The organism is Aestuariivirga sp. (assembly GCF_044239095.1).
In the GTDB taxonomy this organism is placed as follows: Bacteria; Pseudomonadota; Alphaproteobacteria; order Rhizobiales; family Aestuariivirgaceae; genus Aestuariivirga.
The window spans coordinates 1-16,357 of record NZ_JBIICB010000069.1 but is presented as its reverse complement, the minus strand read 5'-3'; the positions used below and the strand labels follow the sequence as shown (position 1 = coordinate 16,357).

20 protein-coding genes are annotated in these 16,357 nt (G+C 64.7%); 3 read left to right on the top strand and 17 right to left on the bottom strand.

The window, feature by feature from the left end; genetic code table 11:
* The 4 genes from ACILRA_RS08750 to ACILRA_RS08735 all read right to left on the bottom strand — a co-directional run.
* Nucleotides 1-187: hypothetical protein (locus tag ACILRA_RS08750; RefSeq protein ID WP_395661719.1), on the bottom strand; the 187-nt coding region annotated here is incomplete at its 3' end.
* Nucleotides 188-232: 45 nt separating this feature from the next.
* Entirely contained in the window at nucleotides 233-1,195 is a 963-nt protein-coding gene (locus ACILRA_RS08745) for a UDP-glucuronic acid decarboxylase family protein (RefSeq protein WP_395661718.1), read from the bottom strand.
* Nucleotides 1,196-1,201: 6 nt separating this feature from the next.
* On the bottom strand, nucleotides 1,202-2,566 hold the full coding sequence (locus ACILRA_RS08740) for a UDP-glucose dehydrogenase family protein (RefSeq protein ID WP_395661717.1): 1,365 nt from the start codon (nucleotides 2,564-2,566) through the stop codon (nucleotides 1,202-1,204).
* Nucleotides 2,567-2,621: 55 nt separating this feature from the next.
* A complete protein-coding gene (locus ACILRA_RS08735; protein ID WP_395661716.1) occupies nucleotides 2,622-2,750 on the bottom strand; it encodes a hypothetical protein in 129 nt (42 codons plus the stop codon).
* Nucleotides 2,751-2,794: 44 nt separating this feature from the next.
* Between ACILRA_RS08735 and ACILRA_RS08730 the strand changes: the two genes are divergently transcribed.
* The gene (locus ACILRA_RS08730; protein ID WP_395661715.1) at nucleotides 2,795-3,400 is read left to right on the top strand and encodes a prepilin peptidase; all 606 of its coding nucleotides are present in this window, start codon (nucleotides 2,795-2,797) and stop codon (nucleotides 3,398-3,400) included.
* Nucleotides 3,401-3,632: 232 nt separating this feature from the next.
* Nucleotides 3,633-5,756 carry a type II secretion system secretin GspD gene (gspD, locus tag ACILRA_RS08725; RefSeq protein WP_395661714.1) on the top strand — a complete coding sequence of 708 codons (2,124 nt, stop codon included), beginning with the start codon at nucleotides 3,633-3,635 and terminating at the stop codon, nucleotides 5,754-5,756.
* Nucleotides 5,757-5,763: 7 nt separating this feature from the next.
* On the opposite strand, the gene ACILRA_RS08720 is transcribed toward gspD, so the two are convergent.
* A complete protein-coding gene (locus ACILRA_RS08720; RefSeq protein WP_395661713.1) occupies nucleotides 5,764-6,390 on the bottom strand; it encodes a hypothetical protein in 627 nt (208 codons plus the stop codon).
* Nucleotides 6,387-6,968: a type II secretion system protein GspM gene (gene gspM, locus ACILRA_RS08715; protein ID WP_395661712.1), complete on the bottom strand. Its 582-nt coding sequence runs from the start codon at nucleotides 6,966-6,968 to the stop codon at nucleotides 6,387-6,389. The genes ACILRA_RS08720 and gspM overlap by 4 nt, the downstream gene beginning before the upstream one ends.
* A 150-nt stretch (nucleotides 6,969-7,118) precedes the next feature.
* Between gspM and ACILRA_RS08710 the strand changes: the two genes are divergently transcribed.
* Complete coding sequence (locus tag ACILRA_RS08710) at nucleotides 7,119-7,439, top strand: hypothetical protein (RefSeq protein ID WP_395661711.1); 321 nt, start codon at nucleotides 7,119-7,121, stop codon at nucleotides 7,437-7,439.
* A gap of 5 nt (nucleotides 7,440-7,444) precedes the next feature.
* Here ACILRA_RS08710 and ACILRA_RS08705 read toward each other — a convergent pair whose 3' ends face one another.
* The 11 genes from ACILRA_RS08705 to ACILRA_RS08655 all read right to left on the bottom strand — a co-directional run bounded on the left by ACILRA_RS08705 (nucleotide 7,445) and on the right by ACILRA_RS08655 (nucleotide 16,046).
* Nucleotides 7,445-8,515 carry a PilN domain-containing protein gene (locus tag ACILRA_RS08705; protein ID WP_395661710.1) on the bottom strand — a complete coding sequence of 357 codons (1,071 nt, stop codon included), beginning with the start codon at nucleotides 8,513-8,515 and terminating at the stop codon, nucleotides 7,445-7,447.
* A 10-nt stretch (nucleotides 8,516-8,525) separates the two neighbouring features.
* Entirely contained in the window at nucleotides 8,526-9,422 is an 897-nt protein-coding gene (locus tag ACILRA_RS08700; RefSeq protein WP_395661709.1) for a hypothetical protein, read from the bottom strand.
* Complete coding sequence (locus ACILRA_RS08695; RefSeq protein ID WP_395661708.1) at nucleotides 9,419-10,105, bottom strand: prepilin-type N-terminal cleavage/methylation domain-containing protein; 687 nt, start codon at nucleotides 10,103-10,105, stop codon at nucleotides 9,419-9,421. Before ACILRA_RS08695 ends, ACILRA_RS08700 begins: the two co-directional genes overlap by 4 nt.
* Nucleotides 10,102-10,494 (bottom strand): prepilin-type N-terminal cleavage/methylation domain-containing protein, encoded by a 393-nt coding sequence (locus tag ACILRA_RS08690; RefSeq protein ID WP_395661707.1) that lies wholly within the window; start codon nucleotides 10,492-10,494, stop codon nucleotides 10,102-10,104. The genes ACILRA_RS08695 and ACILRA_RS08690 overlap by 4 nt, the downstream gene beginning before the upstream one ends.
* A complete protein-coding gene (locus ACILRA_RS08685) occupies nucleotides 10,472-10,930 on the bottom strand; it encodes a prepilin-type N-terminal cleavage/methylation domain-containing protein (RefSeq protein ID WP_395661706.1) in 459 nt (152 codons plus the stop codon). The genes ACILRA_RS08690 and ACILRA_RS08685 overlap by 23 nt, the downstream gene beginning before the upstream one ends.
* Nucleotides 10,911-11,375 (bottom strand): type II secretion system major pseudopilin GspG, encoded by a 465-nt coding sequence (gene gspG / locus ACILRA_RS08680; protein ID WP_395661705.1) that lies wholly within the window; start codon nucleotides 11,373-11,375, stop codon nucleotides 10,911-10,913. Before gspG ends, ACILRA_RS08685 begins: the two co-directional genes overlap by 20 nt.
* An 18-nt stretch (nucleotides 11,376-11,393) precedes the next feature.
* Complete coding sequence (locus ACILRA_RS08675; protein WP_395661704.1) at nucleotides 11,394-12,605, bottom strand: type II secretion system F family protein; 1,212 nt, start codon at nucleotides 12,603-12,605, stop codon at nucleotides 11,394-11,396.
* Entirely contained in the window at nucleotides 12,605-14,260 is a 1,656-nt protein-coding gene (locus ACILRA_RS08670; RefSeq protein WP_395661703.1) for a GspE/PulE family protein, read from the bottom strand. The genes ACILRA_RS08675 and ACILRA_RS08670 overlap by 1 nt, the downstream gene beginning before the upstream one ends.
* Before the next feature lie 93 nt (nucleotides 14,261-14,353).
* Nucleotides 14,354-15,262 (bottom strand): PP2C family protein-serine/threonine phosphatase, encoded by a 909-nt coding sequence (locus tag ACILRA_RS08665; RefSeq protein WP_395661702.1) that lies wholly within the window; start codon nucleotides 15,260-15,262, stop codon nucleotides 14,354-14,356.
* Nucleotides 15,259-15,597: an STAS domain-containing protein gene (locus ACILRA_RS08660; protein WP_395661701.1), complete on the bottom strand. Its 339-nt coding sequence runs from the start codon at nucleotides 15,595-15,597 to the stop codon at nucleotides 15,259-15,261. The genes ACILRA_RS08665 and ACILRA_RS08660 overlap by 4 nt, the downstream gene beginning before the upstream one ends.
* Nucleotides 15,598-15,623: 26 nt before the next feature.
* A complete protein-coding gene (locus tag ACILRA_RS08655; RefSeq protein WP_395661700.1) occupies nucleotides 15,624-16,046 on the bottom strand; it encodes an ATP-binding protein in 423 nt (140 codons plus the stop codon).
* Nucleotides 16,047-16,357 lie beyond the last annotated feature (311 nt).

The window sequence follows — 16,357 nt, the reverse complement described above, 5'->3', positions numbered from 1 at the left end:
GGCAAAGAAGACGGCCGACGCCATTGCCGAAGAACTCGGCATATCGAAGGCTTACGTCTACGCCCTCAAGCGCAAGCCTTGAGCTGAACACCTGGCTGATCCAGCCGCGCCAGCGGTAGATCCAGTTGCCATCACGCGCCCCGGAAACGGGGCGCGTGTTTTGTTTCTGGAAGGAGCAGAGCCACATGGCTCTGGCATGCGGAAAGATCACGCTACAGCGGGCAGACCGCCGTCAGTGCGGTGGGGAGAGTGTGCGGAAATAGGCGATGGTGTTTGCCAGGCCTTCCGCAAGTTCAACTTTCGGCTCCCAGCCGAGCGTTTCCCTGGCGAGCGAAATGTCGGGGCGGCGCTGCCGGGGATCATCGGCGGGCAGTGGCTGGTGGATCACCTTCACGCTGGCGCCCGTGAGCTTCAGCACCTGACTGGACAGTTCCATCATCGTGAACTCGTGCGGATTGCCGAGATTGACCGGGCCCGTCACACCCGATGGCGCTTCCATCAGGCGAAGGAAACCATCGATCAGGTCGTCCACGTAACAGAAGGAGCGCGTCTGCGCGCCGTCGCCATAGACTGTCAGGTCCTCGCCGGCGAGCGCCTGGGTGATGAAATTGGAGACCACGCGCCCGTCGCGCGGATGCATGCGCGGACCATAGGTGTTGAAGATGCGCGCCACCCTGATCTCAACGCCATGCTGGCGGTGATAGTCGAAGAACAATGTTTCCGCGCAGCGCTTGCCCTCGTCATAGCAGGCCCGGGTGCCGATCGGGTTCACATGGCCCCAGTAGTCTTCCCTCTGGGGATGGACCTCCGGGTCGCCATAGACCTCGCTGGTCGAGGCCTGGAAAATCCGGCAGCGCAGGCGCTTGGCGAGCCCCAGCATGTTCATCGCCCCCATGACCGAGGTCTTGGTGGTGAGCACCGGATTATACTGATAGTGCACGGGCGAGGCAGGACAGGCGAGATTGTAGATCTCGTCCACCTCGAGCTTCAGCGGATTGCAGACGTCATGGCGCAGGAATTCGAAGCGCGGGTTGGCGTGCAGGTGCTCGATGTTGCGCTTGGTTCCGGTGAAGAGATTATCAGCGCAGATCACCTCATGGCCCTGCGCTATCAGCCTGTCGATCAGATGCGAGCCGAGAAAACCCGCACCACCCGTAACCAGTATTCGTTTCCGGCTTTCGTAGAGTCGCGGCATAGGAGTTTACACCTTTCCTGACTTGAACGGGATGACGTCGGCCTTTGTGGTTTCCGGGGGCACGACGCTGGCCCGGCCGATGGAGTGATAGGTGAGGCCCGAGCCCTTGACGTCGCTCAGCGTGAAGAGGTTGCGGAAATCGAGCATGACCGGTTCGCGCATGTCACGCGCGAGGCGCTTCAGGTCGAGGCCTAAGAAAACATTCCATTCGGTGAGGATCACCACCGCATCAGCGCCGATTGCCGCAGAATAGGCATCGGCACACCACTGCACAGACTGGAAGGCCTGGCGGCCATTGTCCATCGCCACCGGATCGAAGGCGGCAACAGCCGCACCGCGCTTTTGCAGATCCGGAATGACGGTTAGCGAGGCCGCATCGCGGATATCATCCGTCTCGGCCTTGAAGGCGATGCCGAGCAGTGCAATCCGCTTGCCCGCGAGCGTTCCGCCGGCTGCCTGCTCGATCCGGTCTGCGAGGGCGCCCTTGCGCGCCTCGTTGGCGGCGATGACGTTCTCGACGATGGTGAAGGGATACCCGTAGAGGCGCGCCGTGTGGGCGAGGGCGCGCGTATCCTTGGGGAAGCAAGACCCGCCGAATCCCGGGCCGGGATTGAGGAACTGCAACCCGATGCGCTTGTCGAGGCCCATGCCGCGCGCCACGTCCTGGATGTCGGCGCCCACCTCCTCGCACAGGTCGGCGAGCTGGTTGACGAAGGCGATGCGGGTGGCCAGGAAGGTGTTGGCGGCATATTTGATGACCTCGGCGGCCTCGCAGGACGCAACCACCAGCGGAACGTTCTTGGCAGTCAGGGGCCGGTAAAGCTGGCGGAGCACTTGCTCTGCCCGTTCCGAGCTGACGCCGATCACCACCCGGTCAGGCCGCTGGAAATCCTCAACCGCCGAGCCTTCGCGCATGAACTCCGGGTTCGACGCGACGTCGAAATTGCCATCGGGACGGGCCCTGGAGATGATCTCGCGCAGCTTCGCCGCGGTGCCCACGGGCACCGTCGACTTGGTGACGATCACCGTATAGCCCTGCATGGCGTGCGCGATCTCCTCGGCCGCCGCATAGACATAGGAAAGATCGGCTGCGTCCTCGCCCTCACGGGTCGGCGTGCCGACGGCGATCAGCACGACGTCCGCTCCGGCGACCGCGGTCTTGAGGTCTTCGGTGAAGGTAAGGCGGCCGGCCTGGTGGTTGCTGGCCACCACAGGCTCAAGGCCCTGCTCGTAGATCGGGATCTTGCCATTCCCGAGGGCCGCCACTTTCCGGGCATCGCGATCAACGCAGGTCACCTCATAGCCGAAATCGGAGAAGCAGGCGGCCGAGACAAGTCCAACATATCCCGCGCCGATGACCGTGATCTTCATAACTCTATCCTTGCCGTGTGGTGAACGCCGATCGGCTTGCGAAGCCGAATACTATTTAGACGTTTCCATCCCGCGAGGGAATGGTGCCTTGAAACATGGGCTTGCGGGCATCGCGCAGGAGACAGCGCTTGTTCGCCATGGTGTGCTGGACGAAGCCGCCCAAGCCAGAGCAATGTCTTGCCATGGGAGTGGCTTCCACTGTTGCGGGTCATCCGTTAGGATAAAATAATGCAAGACATTCAACCTGAGGAAGATCGTGTTTTTCCGGGTACCGGAACCCTCTTGTGGCTTGCCATCCTGACGCTTGCAGCTTTCGCGGGGCTGCTGAGCCTTGTTCCGCCGCTGCCGGCAGCCTTCACGGCCTATCTGTTCCTCACCATGGCGCTGATCACCCTCATCGACCTGCGCCATTTCATCATTCCCGATGTTTTGTCGCTGCCCGCCATTGCCGTTGGTCTGCTGGCGAACATTGTGCTGTTTCCAGAGGGTGACCGGTTCGCGGGCCTGGCCCATGGTCTTGCAGGCGCATTTGCTGGCGGCGGCGCATTCTATCTGCTCAGGGCAGTCTATTTCCGCCTCCGCGGGATCGAGGGGCTGGGACTGGGGGACGTGAAGCTTGCCGCCGTGGCGGGCGCCTGGCTGGGGCCGGCCGCCTTGCCGTCCGCCTGCCTCCTCGCCACGCTTTCAGCCATTACCGGCGTGGTGCTTCATGGCGCGCTGCGGGGCCGCAAGGGGATGGATGCCCGGCAGCGCATTCCATTCGGCAGCTTCATTGCACCGGCCATCCTGATCTTCTGGATCGGGCAAATCCTCCAGATGCCTCCATTGTGGTGATCTACACTACTTCTGCGTTAACCGATTCCTTACCAAATCGGCGAATAGTTGCAGCCGTTAGTAGAATTTTGACCATCGCCCCCGGCCACGGCCTTACGGGGACCAAGGGAGTCGGGATTTGCCTTCGGCCGGTTTCAAGCACGGCGACCCTGAACCGTGCGCTGGCGCTTCGCCACTGCGGCGATGGCTTTGGCGCAGCGCCACAGCCCTGCTGCTCGGGTGCGCGGGTCCCATGCTCGCAGGGTGCACCACCCCGTCGGCCTCGATCGAGAGCTTCGACCAGGTGGACCTGACGGCCAAGACCCCGCGCAAGGTGGGCAACCGCGGCGACGGTGCTGCATTCAAGAGCAAGGCGAAGCAGGCGCGCTATGAACTGTTTCCTGGCGCCGGCGGAAGCATGCTTTCGGACGGAGCGGAGCCGCCGCCTGGCGTTGGCGCGCAGGAGGACGGCACATTCACGGTGAATGTCGATCAGGCAACACTCACCGAGGCCGCCAAGCTGATCCTGGGGGAAACGCTCGGTTTCAACTATGTGCTCGATCCCAGGATCCAGGGCAGCGTGACCCTGGTGAGCAACCGGCCGCTGACGGCGCGTGAACTGCTGAGCAGCTTCGAGGCTGCACTGCGGCTTTCCGGGGCGGCACTGATGCAGACCGAGAGCGGTTACAAGATCGTTGCGCAGCAGGAAGTGCTCGAGGGCGAGATGGGCCAGGCCGATTTCGGCCGGGATGTGTCTGCCGGCTACGGCGTCAGCGCCATTCCACTGCGCTACATCAGCCCTGCCACGCTGATGGAACTGATGGAGGGCTTCCTCGCCCGCTCAGGCAGCGTGCGGGCCTCCAGGACGGGCAATCTCATCCTCATCCGCGGCATGGCGGAGGAGCGCAAGTCGCTGGTCGACATCGTCCTGTCCTTCGACGTTGACTGGATGAAGACCCAAACCGCCAGCATGGCCACTCTCGAAAACGGGCGGGCGGACGATGTGGCCGCCAAGCTTCAGGCCGTCTTCGCCGAAGATACCGCCGCCGCGGGCGCCAATGCGCTGAAGATCATCCCCGTCCCGCGCATCAACGGGCTGATTGTGATCGCCAACAGCCAGCAGAAGGTGCGGCGCGCCATCGTCTGGATCAAGCGTCTCGACCAGGAAAGCCTGACCGACCCGAACTACTATGTCTATGCGGTTCAGAACGGCAATGCCGTCGAACTCGCGCGGATCCTTCAGGCGACTTTCGGCGATGGCGGCGGCGATGCCGGCCGCACCGCCGAGGTAGCACCCGACAGACAAACGGCGAACGTCGCGATGGATCAGGCGGTACCAGGCCAGGATCCCGCGCAGCAACCGGGCGCCCAGCCCCCGGATGGCGGCGGGGAACTGGGGTCCGGCCTCACCACCGGATCCATCCCTGAGGAGACGGAAACGCCCGGAACCTCCGAACTCGCGAATGGCACGCGCATCACCCCGAACCCCGCGAACAATACCCTCGTCATCCGCGCCACGCCGAAGGAGTACCGCAAGATCCACGCAATGCTGCGCCAGATCGATGCGCCGGCGGTGCAGGTGCTGATCAACACGACCATCGCCGAAGTGGCGCTCACCGACGAGCTTCGCTACGGCGTGCAGGCCTATTTCAAGGGGCAGGACACGCTGGGCGGCTTCTTCGACGGGGAAGCGCCAGGAACGGGCGCGCCCACGAGCCCTGAACTTGGACCCAACCTGCCGATCCTCAAGCCCGCGCTTCCCGGCCTCAGCTTCCTGGTTGGGCGCGCCGCCGATCCCCGGCTGGTCATCGATGCGCTCTCCAGCATCACCAATGTGCGCGTCGTCTCTTCGCCCTCGGTGCTGGTGCTGGAGAACGAGACAGCCACCATCAAGGTCGGCGACCAGGTGCCGGTGAAGACGCTGCAGTCGACGACCGATACCGGAACGAATAACGACTCCTTCGAATATCGCGACACCGGCGTGATCCTGAAGGTCAAGCCGCGCGTCAGCGCCACAGGCGTGGTCACGATCGACCTCGGCCAGGAGCTCTCGGCCGTCTCCAAGCGCGACGGCGCCACCGCGGGCGATAACCCCACCATCTCCCAGCGCACCATCACCAGCAAGGTGTCAGTGAACGACCGGCAGACGGTCCTGCTGGGCGGCCTCATCACCGGGCAGGAGGAGCGCGACAGGAAGACCGTTCCGGGCACGAACAAGGTGCCGCTGATCGGCGACCTCATCGGCTCCACCGAGAAGGGGGCGAAGCGAACCGAACTCATCGTCTTCATCACGCCGAAGATCATCCGGAATGGCGAGGAAGCCTCGCGCGAGTCGCAGGACCTGCGCGACAAGATGCGGAACCTGACCTTCAACTGAGGCCGTGTTACTGGACCGCACCACCCTCTGTGGGGAGTTCCAATGGTGGTTCCCCCGGCAACGGAGCATCCTGCATCTCCTGCGCCTGCGTGTCGTCCCGGTCGAACAGGGTGACTTCGACATTGCGCTCAGCTGTTCCGATGACCACCGACCTGTCGTTCACGGCGAGCACGGTCCAGCCGTCAACCGGCTGGCCTGGGCGCAGATAGAGCACGTCACCCGTTGACGCGAGGCGCACCGCGGCAACCCGGCCCGCGGGACCGGCAGCCACCGCCACCAGCATGAAATCCTCCGCCTGCGGAGCAGGCGGCTCGGGCGGTTGTGGCGGCTCGGGCGGCAATTCCGGCGCGGCCACTTCACTCTCTGTCTGAACCGGCTCTGGCGGGCGCGCTGCCCTGCCGGGGTTGAACAGGGGCCGCTCCAGCATGTTGGTGAAACGCCGCTCTGCGAGACCCTGGATTGGATTGAGCGTGGCCGGTCCACCGCCTGCCGCATCCGCCGGAGGGGGTGTGTACTCCGCCGCGGGCAGCGCTTCCTCCCGCTCACCAGCCGGCGGAAGCCCGCCCCTGTCGAACAGCAGGAATGACCCCAACAGCACCGCGACCGCGATCAAGAGCAGAAGGCGGCGGTTCATGGCGCTCCTCTCCAGGCATAGGCCTCGAGCGTCAGCGAGATGGCGAGGTCATCGGAGGCAAAGGGCTGACGCTCCGGCCCCGCAGCAGCGCGCGGCACGATGCCGAAGCCAGCCACGGTCACAACCGGCAGCGATGATTCGATGCCAGCCAGGAAACGTTGCAGCTGTTCCATGCTGCCTGCCGCATCGACCGCGAGGCGATAGGCCGAGAGCCCTTCGCCCTCCCCGCCGGGAAGTGGTTGCATCCGCAACACGCTGATGCCGCTCGCCACCGCCACATCGCTGACCATGGTCTGGAAGGCCGCGAGCGTTGTTCCAGCCGTGGTGCCCGGCAGGAACATGGTCTGTGGCTGATCGCCCTCGGTGAGCATGCGGCCGCGCGCATCCGCACGGGCCAGCACGCGCGCCTTCACGCGATCGCGTTCGGCAGCCTGCGCCACAGCCTGCTCACGCATGGAGGAATACCAGAGAAAGGGCAGAACGGCGAGCAACAGCAGCAGGATTGCACCCGCAAGCAGGATCGCTGCGCCTTTCATGGCCCGCGGCGAGAGGCTGCGGATCGGGAGGGAGAGGTTCATGCCGCCGTGCACTCTCTGTAAGAATCGACAATCAACTGGGCCACCGCTATTGTTCTGGCCATGAAGCAGTCATCCATGCGTTGCCTCGCACTCGTGTCCCTTTTCGCAATCGCTTGCGGGTTTCCTGCCGCTTCCGCATCCGCTGAGGGCTTGAATTGCCTGATCAGCCGGGGAAACCTGTGCTTTCACACCGGCTGCGACAACCGGGCCAAGACACAGCGCATCACGCTGGGCCTGGGCGAAGGCACAGTCCGCCTCTGCCCGAACCGCTTCAACGATACAGGCTGCGTTGACATTCCGATGCAGTTCGTAATCCGCGACAATGCGATCATCGGCACCACGCTGGAGGGGCCGGAGTTTGCCGCGCGCTCCGTTTTCGTGAACCGCGTGACGGGCGCCTTCACCAGCAACGTGGTGACTGCCGGCGGCGTTGCCTCGGTGGATTTCGGAAGCTGCGAGGTCAGGCGCTAGCACGATCACGGCGCAGCCTCCCCCGCGGGTTCCACTGTTGCGCCGATCGAGAAGGCCTCGGCGTTCAGGCTTTCGTTGAACTGCGTGGCGGATGCGAAATTGACATCCCGGAAGAAAGGCGACTGCTCGAGGATGCCGATCACGGCAGGAATGCCGCTGCCCTGACCTTTCAGGTCAAGCCGGGCATCATCGAGCGACAGGCTGTCGAGCCAGACGGTCTGGGGCAGGATGGCGGAGAGCTCGTCGATCACCACAACAGCCGGGTGGCGCTGGCGGCGCCGTTCCCGAAGCGTTGTGGCAGCCTCGAGGAGGGATGCCGCGGCAGCCGTCTCACCGGGCCGCAGCGAGGCCGTCAGCGCGGCCGTCTCCTCCCTCGCTGCTGCCAGTTGCCCGGAGGCATGCCAGACGAGCCCCAGGCCAATGGCCGAGAGCACCGCTGCAGCGGCCGCAATTCCCGCCACCAGCCGGGAGGCGCTGCGCCACGCATCACGGTCATCGGCATGGGAGGCGAACTCGACCGGCAGGCTCTCACCGGATGGAAGCCGGAGCGATGTGGCCTTCACCACCATTCCGGCGGCCGACAGCCGGGCGACGATATCCTCCAGCAGCGCACGGCTCACCACGCCGACATCGACCGAGACATGGGCGGCATCACCCTCCACGGCTGAGACGCGGTGGCCGTGGAGAGACTGCTCAAGCGGCCATGGCGCAATGCCCTCGACCTTGTTGCGGACAATCGCCCTGATGATCTCGTCACTTTCAGCAGGCAGCACCATCCGGCTCGACACGATCAGGCCACGCGATATCTCAAGGGCGCAGTCCTTGCCCAGTCCTGAGGGCAGCGCCTCCACCGCGCGGCCGAGAGCCTGCTGCGGCGGGCCCGCCTCTGTGAGCAAGGGTTCCTCGCCCCTTTGCTCCTGCTGCAGCACGTCGACACCATCCTGCCGGATGCGCAAAAGGGTGAGCGGCTGCGCCTGCAGCAGGTTCAGCGCCGACATTTCGGCGAAGAATGCCTTGACCGCATCCTCACCGTCACGCCACAGGGCGGCGGCGCGCTGGGTGACGTTCATGGCCATGCTGCCCTCCTCACAGGCCTGACACCGAGAGCGTGCGGAAGGCCTGTGGCCCCTGCTCCGCAGACTGCACCACCGCGCCCGCCACGGACTGCGCGATGATGCCGGGCCCCTCGCGCAGGCGGATGCCGATGACGAAGACCGTTGGATCCCGCAGCGCGATGAAGGACTTCAGCCTTTCGAGCATGGGCTGAAGCTGGCCTTCCGGATTGGCCGCGCGGCCCTGCCGCATGGCCATCACGGTGGCGAGATCACCCCTGGTGAAGCCGGGGATGGCGAGCAGCACCTCCTCAGGCGCGGCAAGCGGGTTCACAAGCCCCGCCGGACTGAAAACCGTGAAACGGCCGGAGAGCTGCTCGGCGGAGGCGGGCGTCAGCATGCCGGTGAGCTGGTCGACCGACAGGAACACCAGAGGATCGGGCTGCTCATCCTCCTTGCTGGCGGGTTCACCGGCTGGTCTTGCGGGTGCTGCCGGAGCCTGCGCCTTCGCCCTCTCCGATGCTTCACGCCGCCATTCGACGATACGCGCGGAAAGTGAGGCGGCTTGCGCTGCATCAGCGCCATCGCGCAGGACGGCTTCGATGACGGGCAGTTCCGTGCGGTTGAGATCGGGCAGCGCCGCGGCGTCACGGATCGTGACTTCGGCCCGAATCCCGCCGCCAAGGTCCATGTCAACCGGCGCTCCATCGAAATAGATGCGCTGGGCGGGTGGTGACGCAACAATCAGCGCCTTGGCGCTTTCGAGGCCGGAGCGCAGGGCGAAGCGGGTGGCAAGGCGGCGCTGCTCCAGCTCATGACCGGCAATGCCGGAGCGCGTCAGCGCGCTGGCCGCCACCACCATCACCGACATGATCGCCACCGCGAACAGCACGGCCACAAGCACAACCCCGCGGTCAAGGCGATCGCTCATGGCGAGGCGCCTTCGGGGGCAGCGGCCCCGCAGCGCAAGGCATCCGCGGCGCATTCAGGTTCCGCATCGACTTGCAGCGGCTGGACGATCACCGGAACACGCAGCCGGCCGGTGGCGCGGTCTTCGATGGTGAGGCGGATCTGCTCCGGCATCGCCGTTGTGGATGACCAGCTATCCTGCCACGCCCTGCCGCCCGTTTGTGGCGCGCGATAGGAAAAACCGATGTCGAAAGGACCTTCGAGAAGCACCACGGCATCACCCCAGGACTGGCCTTCGCCAGCCATCCCGCCTGGAAGCATGGGTATCTGGTCGCGGATCAGCTGCGTGCCACCTTTCACGTCCCGCACGGCGAGACGCACCTGATAGAGCCCGGCTTGCGATGCGCCCCGATGCCCGGAAGCAGGATAGATCACCTGCCGGGGATTGCCTTCGAACATGAAGCCCTTGGCGCCAGACGCGCGGCGCAGCTTCGCGATGCGTTGGACATCGCGCTGGAATATGCCGATTGCCGCAGAGAGCGCCGCCTGATCCGCAAGGCTCCGGTGCGTTCTCTCGACACTCTGGCGAACCCCCGAGGAAGCAAGGTTGAGTGACACGAGAACCAGGGAGGCCAGGGCAAGCGCCGCCAGCACTTCCACCAGCGTGAAGCCATTCTGGCCATGAACGGGAATTGCGCGGATCATCGGGCGAGCTTCAGCACGCTGGCGGAGGCGGAGCCGCCCGTGCCCCACATGACGGACGCGCTCAGCCGATACATGCGGAATTCAGGCGGAAGACGCGCAACCGTGCTCTCTGTGGCAGGCGAGATCGCCAGCCGCCAGCGATAGGGGCCGGATTCGCCTTCGCGCAAAGCAGGCGCGGTCTTGCCCGCGGACAACTCATCCTCGAGTATGGACTGGAGGATGATCCGCGCACCAAGATGCATCTCGAGCTTGCGCGCGCCGTTAAGCGAGCCCGCCGCACCGCCAGAGAGGCTGATGATTGCCGCCGCGGCGATGGCGAGCGCACAAAGCACCTCGATGAGGGAGAAGCCCGCCTGCCGGGCCGGGTCAGCCACGGCGCACATCGGCATGCCCCGTCAACCAGTTGACACGCAGGACATAGACCACGCCGCGGAAGCGGAACGGCAGGCTTGCACCCGTGGCGCCGCCATCGGGAAAGAAGCGGATGACATGACCTTTACCTTCAGCCTCCGGCACGCGGGCGAGCGTGCCCTCCAGCGAAACGCCGGCTGGCACCGCGAGCACCCGGTTGCGTCCGGCATGGACCAGCTGACGCGCCTCCACATCGATCACCACGTCCTGATCAACCGCCGATGCAATGGCCGCGGTGCGCGCCTCCCGCATCATCGCTTCGGCATGGAGAAGGAACATGCGGACCTTCGCTGTCTCAGCACTGGCCTGGCCCAGCCCCAGCACCGCGCCAGCGGAAATGGCCAGCACTGCGAGAACGGCCAGAAGTTCGAGGAGTGTAAATCCTGACTGCCCATCAATTCGCGATGTCGGCATCCTCACCTGTCCCGCCTTCCTTGCCGTCTCCGCCGTAACTCCTGATGCGGAAGCGCCCTGCGCTGCCTTCACCACCTGCCTCATAGATATAGGCGCGCCCCCAGGGATCGGGCGGCACCTCAGGCTTCGTCAGATAGGGTCCGGCCCAGCCGGGGATCGTGCCGGCAGGCTTCACCAGCACGCCCAGACCTTCAGCCGATGTCGGATAGCGGCCCACGTCGAGGCGGAAGAGTTCGACCGCGGTGATAAGGCTTTCAATCTGCACATTCGCTGCCTTGGCGCGTGAGCTGCCGAGGTAACCCATGACGCGCGGCCCGACGATGCTGGCGATCAGCACCAGGATGACCAGCACGACCAGCAGTTCGACGAGGGTGAAACCGGCCTCCCGCCCGCTGCGCCGCGGTGGCGTGGCCTCGATCCGTTTCCTGAAGGTGATAATGTTCATGTCTGCTTGCCCGTGATGTCAAATGGCCAGATCGTTGATGCTGATGATCGCCCCCATGAGGGAGACGATGATGAAGCCGACGAAGACGCTGAGAACCATGATGATGAGCGGCCCCAGAAGCGACAGCGCGCGGTCTGCGGCCCGGTCGATCTCGTCTTCGAGCACTTCGCTGGCGCGGTTGATGCCGGGCGTGAGGTTGCCAGTCTCGCTGCCGACTTTGAGCATGCGTGCCAGCAGCGGCGGGAAGATGCCCGAGCTTTCAAGCGGCGCGATGAAGTCCTCGCCGCGCCGCAGCGCTGTTTCCATGGCCTTTGTCGTATCGGTGATGCGGTGGTTGAGGCGCGTCGCGCTGATGAGCCGGAGGCTGGCTGGAAGCGTCATGCCCGCGCCGGTCAATGCGCCAAGGATGCGGCAGAACTGGGCGACCTCCGCCTTCATCAGGATGCCGCCCACGCCCGGAATGCGGAGCGCGGCATCACGCAGCAGGCGGGGCAAGGCGGTGCGCCGCCAGAGAAGCGCCACCGCCAGCGCCGCGAGTGCGGCGCAGACGGCCAGCGTCACGCCATTGGCAAGAAGCCAGTCCGATGCGCCGATGACGAGGCGGGCTGATTCAGGAACCGGCGCGCCGCTGCCGAGGATCATGTCCTTGATGCCCGGCACGACCGACACCATGATGAAGATCACCACCCCGGCGGAGAGCACGACGAGAAGCAGGGGATAGGCGAGTGCCGAGAAGACCTTGCTGCGCATCTTCTGCTCACGTTCGCGGGCGCCCGCCAGGCGGTCGAGCACAGCTGCAAGGGTTCCGGTTGCTTCACCAACCTCCACCATGCTGAGATAGAAGGGCGGAAAGACACCGGACGCGGCAAGCGCGTCACGGAAGCTGTTGCCTTTGCGGATGTCGGCCTGCACGGTGGCGATCACCGCAGAGAAGCGCTGCGAGAAATTCTCCCGGCCCAGAATATCGAGCGCGCGGTTCAGCGTCGTCCCGGCATCGAGCAGCCATGCGAGCTGGCGGGTGAAGACCGTGAGTTCCTCCGCCTTGAGCCCGGCATTGGAGAAGCCCGCCGCGGAGGAACCGCCGCTCACGGCACCCTGCTCGGCGACAGTCACGGGATGGAGGCCCTGGCCCGACAGTCTGCTCATGACCAGCGAACGGTCAATGCCTTCGATGGTGCCGGTCACCCGCTCGCCATTGTCTTTCAGGGCTTCGTAGCGGAACAGCGCCATCAATCCTCCGAAGTGACCCGGCCAAGTTCCTCGACGGTGGTCAGGCCATCGCGGCACTTGGCGAAGCCATCCGCCATCATGCTGGCCATGCCGGCCCGCCGCGCCGCCTCGGCGATGATCTCCGCCGAGACGCCGGGCCTGATCAGGCGGCGCATCGAATCATCAACACTGAGCAGCTCGAAGATCGCGGCGCGCCCGCTGTAGCCGCTGCCGCCGCAATAACTGCAGCCCCGGGCCAGCCAGAGCGTGACCGGACCTCCGCCCGCCGCCGCGGCAGATGGCAGTTGCGCGACAAGTTCCGCGGGAGCGTCGAATGGTTCGCGGCAGTGCGTGCAGAGCTTGCGCACCAGGCGCTGGGCCACCACGCAGCGCAAGGTGGAGGCGATGAGATAGGCCTGGACGCCAAGGTCCAGCAGGCGGACGATGGCGCCAGCGGCGGAATTGGTGTGCAGTGTCGTCAGCACGAGGTGCCCGGTCAGCGCGGCGTTGACGCCGATGCTTGCGGTTTCGGCATCGCGCATTTCGCCGATCATGATGATGTCCGGATCAAAGCGCAGCAGCGAGCGCAGGGTGCGCGCGAAGCTCAGGCCGATTTCCGGGTGGACCTGGATCTGGTTGGCGCCCGCGACCTGGTATTCGACCGGGTCTTCGATGGTGACGATCTTGCGCGACGGGTGATTGAGATGGCCAAGCGCGGCGGCGAGTGTGGTGGTCTTTCCGCTTCCTGTGGGGCCCGTCACCACGATCATGCCATGCGCATGGGAGATCTCGCGCATCAGCAGCTTCAGGCCTTGTCCGGACAGCCCTAGCCTGGCGATTTCCGGCGCCTGGGTGTTGGCGCTGAGGAAGCGGACCGCGATGCTCTCGCCATGGATCGTCGGCATGGTGGCGACCCGGATGTCGTAATCGCGCTCCGCAATCCTCAGGCGCGCGCGGCCATCCTGCGGCAGCCGCCTCTCAGCGATGTTCAGATTGGTGAGGATCTTGAGGCGTGAGACGGCGGCGCGGCCGATCGCCACCGGCAGCCGTTCCACCTCGGCAAGAAGCCCATCGACCCGGCGCCTGACCATCACCTGCCCGCGGGCAGGCTCGATGTGGAGGTCGGTGGCGCGCGCCGTGGAGGATTCGCGGAACAGGCGGTTGAGGAGATCGATCACAGGCGCATCGAGCGCCAGGTCCTTCATCGTGTCATCGTCTTCCGCCGGACCCTTTGCGGAGGCAAGGCCTTCCGGCATCGCCTGGCCGCGCTCCAGCCGCTCGATGCCGGCAAGGATCTGGTCATCCGCGGCGATCCGGAGCGAGAGTTCCATCCCGGCAGCGAGCCGCAGCGCGGTCAGGGTTGCTTCATCCGTCGGATCGCTGAGGATCACGGTCAGGCATCCGTCGCCGGCGGAGGCTGGAAGCACGTGGCGCTCACGCATGAAGCGCAGCGACACCGAACCCGGCAGCACCTGCCGCGACGGCCAGTCCGTGGCGAGCGGATGACCCGATAAATGGCTCAGCTCAGCGGCGAGGACCTGCTGATCGACGATGCCTTCGCGGATGATGAGGCGAATGGCCGTGTCCCGTCCTTCCGAAGCGAGGCTCCGGATCCGGTCTGCCTGCTCCGGCGAGAGCACGGCACGCGTCGTGAGGCCTTCCAGTAGATTCGTCACGGCTGACGAGTCTACCGGGCCGGAGGCCGCCTTACAATCAATACCGGCGGAAAATTCAATTAAAAGTGGTCAGCCGCGCGCTGATCTGGCCACTCAGAAATCGATGGTGAGAAGCGAGAAATCGTCCGGCAGCGGGCCCGGGCCGTTGAGGCCCCTCACCCATGCAAGCAATTCCTGCGGATCTCCGGAGCGGCTCAGCCTTCCAACGAAGACTTCGAACTCCAGCATTTCGCCGGGGCCGGTCTCGACCTCGAAGGTTCCGTCGCTGACCAGATGCAGCCGGTCGCCCGATCCAATCATGCACTGCGCGCTGCGGTAGGGCATGTCAGGCATCATGCCGATGGCGATCCCCGGAGTGGACAGCGTATGCACCCCACCATCAGGCTTGCAAAGCACGGAAGCCGGATGGCCGGCGCTGGCATAGCGCAGCGTACCGGTGCTGCGCTGGTACACGCCGTACCAGATGGTGAAATACATGTTGTTCTGGCGTTCCATCGGGAAGGCGTCGTTGAGGGCCATGAGCACGGCGCCCGGATCGCGGAAATCCGTCTTGGGCAGTGCCGCCGACCGCAGCACGTTGATGGCCGTGACCGACAACAGGGCCGCGCCGACACCATGTCCACATACATCCAGCAGGTAGAAGGCGATGTGGTCCTGGTCGATCTCGTGATAGCCGAAGCTGTCGCCACCCAGTTCCGTCGACGGGAGAAGCAGCCACTGCGTGCGGGGCTCAGACTGGCGCGGCTCCGGCAGGATCGAGAAGATGTAGTTGGCGGCCTCGGTCAGTTCCTCCGAGAGCCGCCGCTGTGTCTGCTGGAGTTCGAGGTTGCTTTCAGCAAGCTGATCCTCAACCGCCTCGCCATGCTCGATGGTTGCCTGATAAAGCAGCGTGAGATCGTCGAACTCAGCCCTCATGCGCGAGAGCTCCTCCTCCACCACCAGGAGGCGGGCCGTCAGCTCCGCCGCGGTGGCGCTGGCCGGATCGTTCGCTGAACCGCTCAAGCGAGCGACGCGCGGGCGGCGTCAACGCTGTCGTGCAATCCGAAGATCGAATCGAAGCCGCTGACGGCGAGCACTTCCTTCACATTGGCACGGGCGCAGGCGATCGTGAGGCCGCCGCCGGCAGCCTTGGCCTTCTTCGCCGTCGTCAGGATCACGCGCAGGCCGGCGGAGGAGATGTAATCGAGATCGGACGCATCGATCACGACCTTCTTGGGCCCAGCATCAACCAATGCGCTGGCTTCATCCTCGAAGGCCTTTGCGCTGCTGCTGTCAATGCGGCGCGACGGCTTGAGGATCAGGCTGCCGTCGATGATTTCATGATTGAGATTTGTCACTTTGTTTCGTCTCCAGCAATTGCAGATTAGATTGTCGTCACTTTCATTTCTATATTCACGCAGTTGAACCCGCCCTCACGCCTGTAGCCGATGCGGTTCATCGTAGCCTTCACCAGACCGATACCGAGCCCGCCTACCTTGCGGTGCTCGATATCGCCGCCGGGGGCCTCGAGCTCAGCAAGAAACGGATCAAAGGGCGGTCCGTCATCGAGCAGTTCAGCCTTGAGCGAGCCATCTGCATGCTCAATAACCAACTTGATGATGCCGCCGGTCCGCCCGGCGAACCCATGCATGATGACATTCGTGATCAGTTCGTCGAGCGCCAGCGCGAATCGCAGTGTCTGCCCGGAAGCTATCCCCTGGTCTGCGCCGAATTCCTCAAGGCTGTCAATGACGCGCGCAACTTCCCCAACGTCGTTCTGTAGCGACATGTCGAGACGCGCCGTCAACCTGATCTCCTCTGGCATAATGACGGCTAAGCGGTTACGCAACTCCGCATGGTCGGTCAAGTACGCAAAGCAGCCAAGCAACCGCAGCCGCACTAAATTGATGTACCGCTTGGACCGAAGACTTGTTAGAATGGCGTGGAGGCGGCGACCGCCGCGCAGCAATTTAGTGGGGCAATACCATGCTGACAGTTCCTGAGGAATTCCTTCTGCTCACGCTGAAGGACGAAGATGGCGGTTTCATCGACATTCCGCTGGAGTATCAGCGCGCAGGATTTCTCGGCGCCGCCATCATGGAGCTGGCGCTGCAGGAA

What these genes read in the sequence shown, in the direction of transcription:
- ACILRA_RS08745 (WP_395661718.1), bottom strand. Translation starts at nt 1,195, where the DNA reads ATGCCGCGACTCTACGAAAGCCGGAAACGAATACTGGTTACGGGTGGT.
- ACILRA_RS08740 (WP_395661717.1), bottom strand. Translation starts at nt 2,566, where the DNA reads ATGAAGATCACGGTCATCGGCGCGGGATATGTTGGACTTGTCTCGGCC.
- ACILRA_RS08735 (WP_395661716.1), bottom strand. Translation starts at nt 2,750, where the DNA reads ATGGCAAGACATTGCTCTGGCTTGGGCGGCTTCGTCCAGCACACCATG.
- ACILRA_RS08730 (WP_395661715.1), top strand. Translation starts at nt 2,795, where the DNA reads ATGCAAGACATTCAACCTGAGGAAGATCGTGTTTTTCCGGGTACCGGA.
- gspD (WP_395661714.1), top strand. Translation starts at nt 3,633, where the DNA reads ATGCTCGCAGGGTGCACCACCCCGTCGGCCTCGATCGAGAGCTTCGAC.
- ACILRA_RS08720 (WP_395661713.1), bottom strand. Translation starts at nt 6,390, where the DNA reads ATGAACCGCCGCCTTCTGCTCTTGATCGCGGTCGCGGTGCTGTTGGGG.
- gspM (WP_395661712.1), bottom strand. Translation starts at nt 6,968, where the DNA reads ATGAACCTCTCCCTCCCGATCCGCAGCCTCTCGCCGCGGGCCATGAAA.
- ACILRA_RS08705 (WP_395661710.1), bottom strand. Translation starts at nt 8,515, where the DNA reads ATGGCCATGAACGTCACCCAGCGCGCCGCCGCCCTGTGGCGTGACGGT.
- ACILRA_RS08700 (WP_395661709.1), bottom strand. Translation starts at nt 9,422, where the DNA reads ATGAGCGATCGCCTTGACCGCGGGGTTGTGCTTGTGGCCGTGCTGTTC.
- ACILRA_RS08695 (WP_395661708.1), bottom strand. Translation starts at nt 10,105, where the DNA reads ATGATCCGCGCAATTCCCGTTCATGGCCAGAATGGCTTCACGCTGGTG.
- ACILRA_RS08690 (WP_395661707.1), bottom strand. Translation starts at nt 10,494, where the DNA reads ATGCCGATGTGCGCCGTGGCTGACCCGGCCCGGCAGGCGGGCTTCTCC.
- ACILRA_RS08685 (WP_395661706.1), bottom strand. Translation starts at nt 10,930, where the DNA reads ATGCCGACATCGCGAATTGATGGGCAGTCAGGATTTACACTCCTCGAA.
- gspG (WP_395661705.1), bottom strand. Translation starts at nt 11,375, where the DNA reads ATGAACATTATCACCTTCAGGAAACGGATCGAGGCCACGCCACCGCGG.
- ACILRA_RS08675 (WP_395661704.1), bottom strand. Translation starts at nt 12,605, where the DNA reads ATGGCGCTGTTCCGCTACGAAGCCCTGAAAGACAATGGCGAGCGGGTG.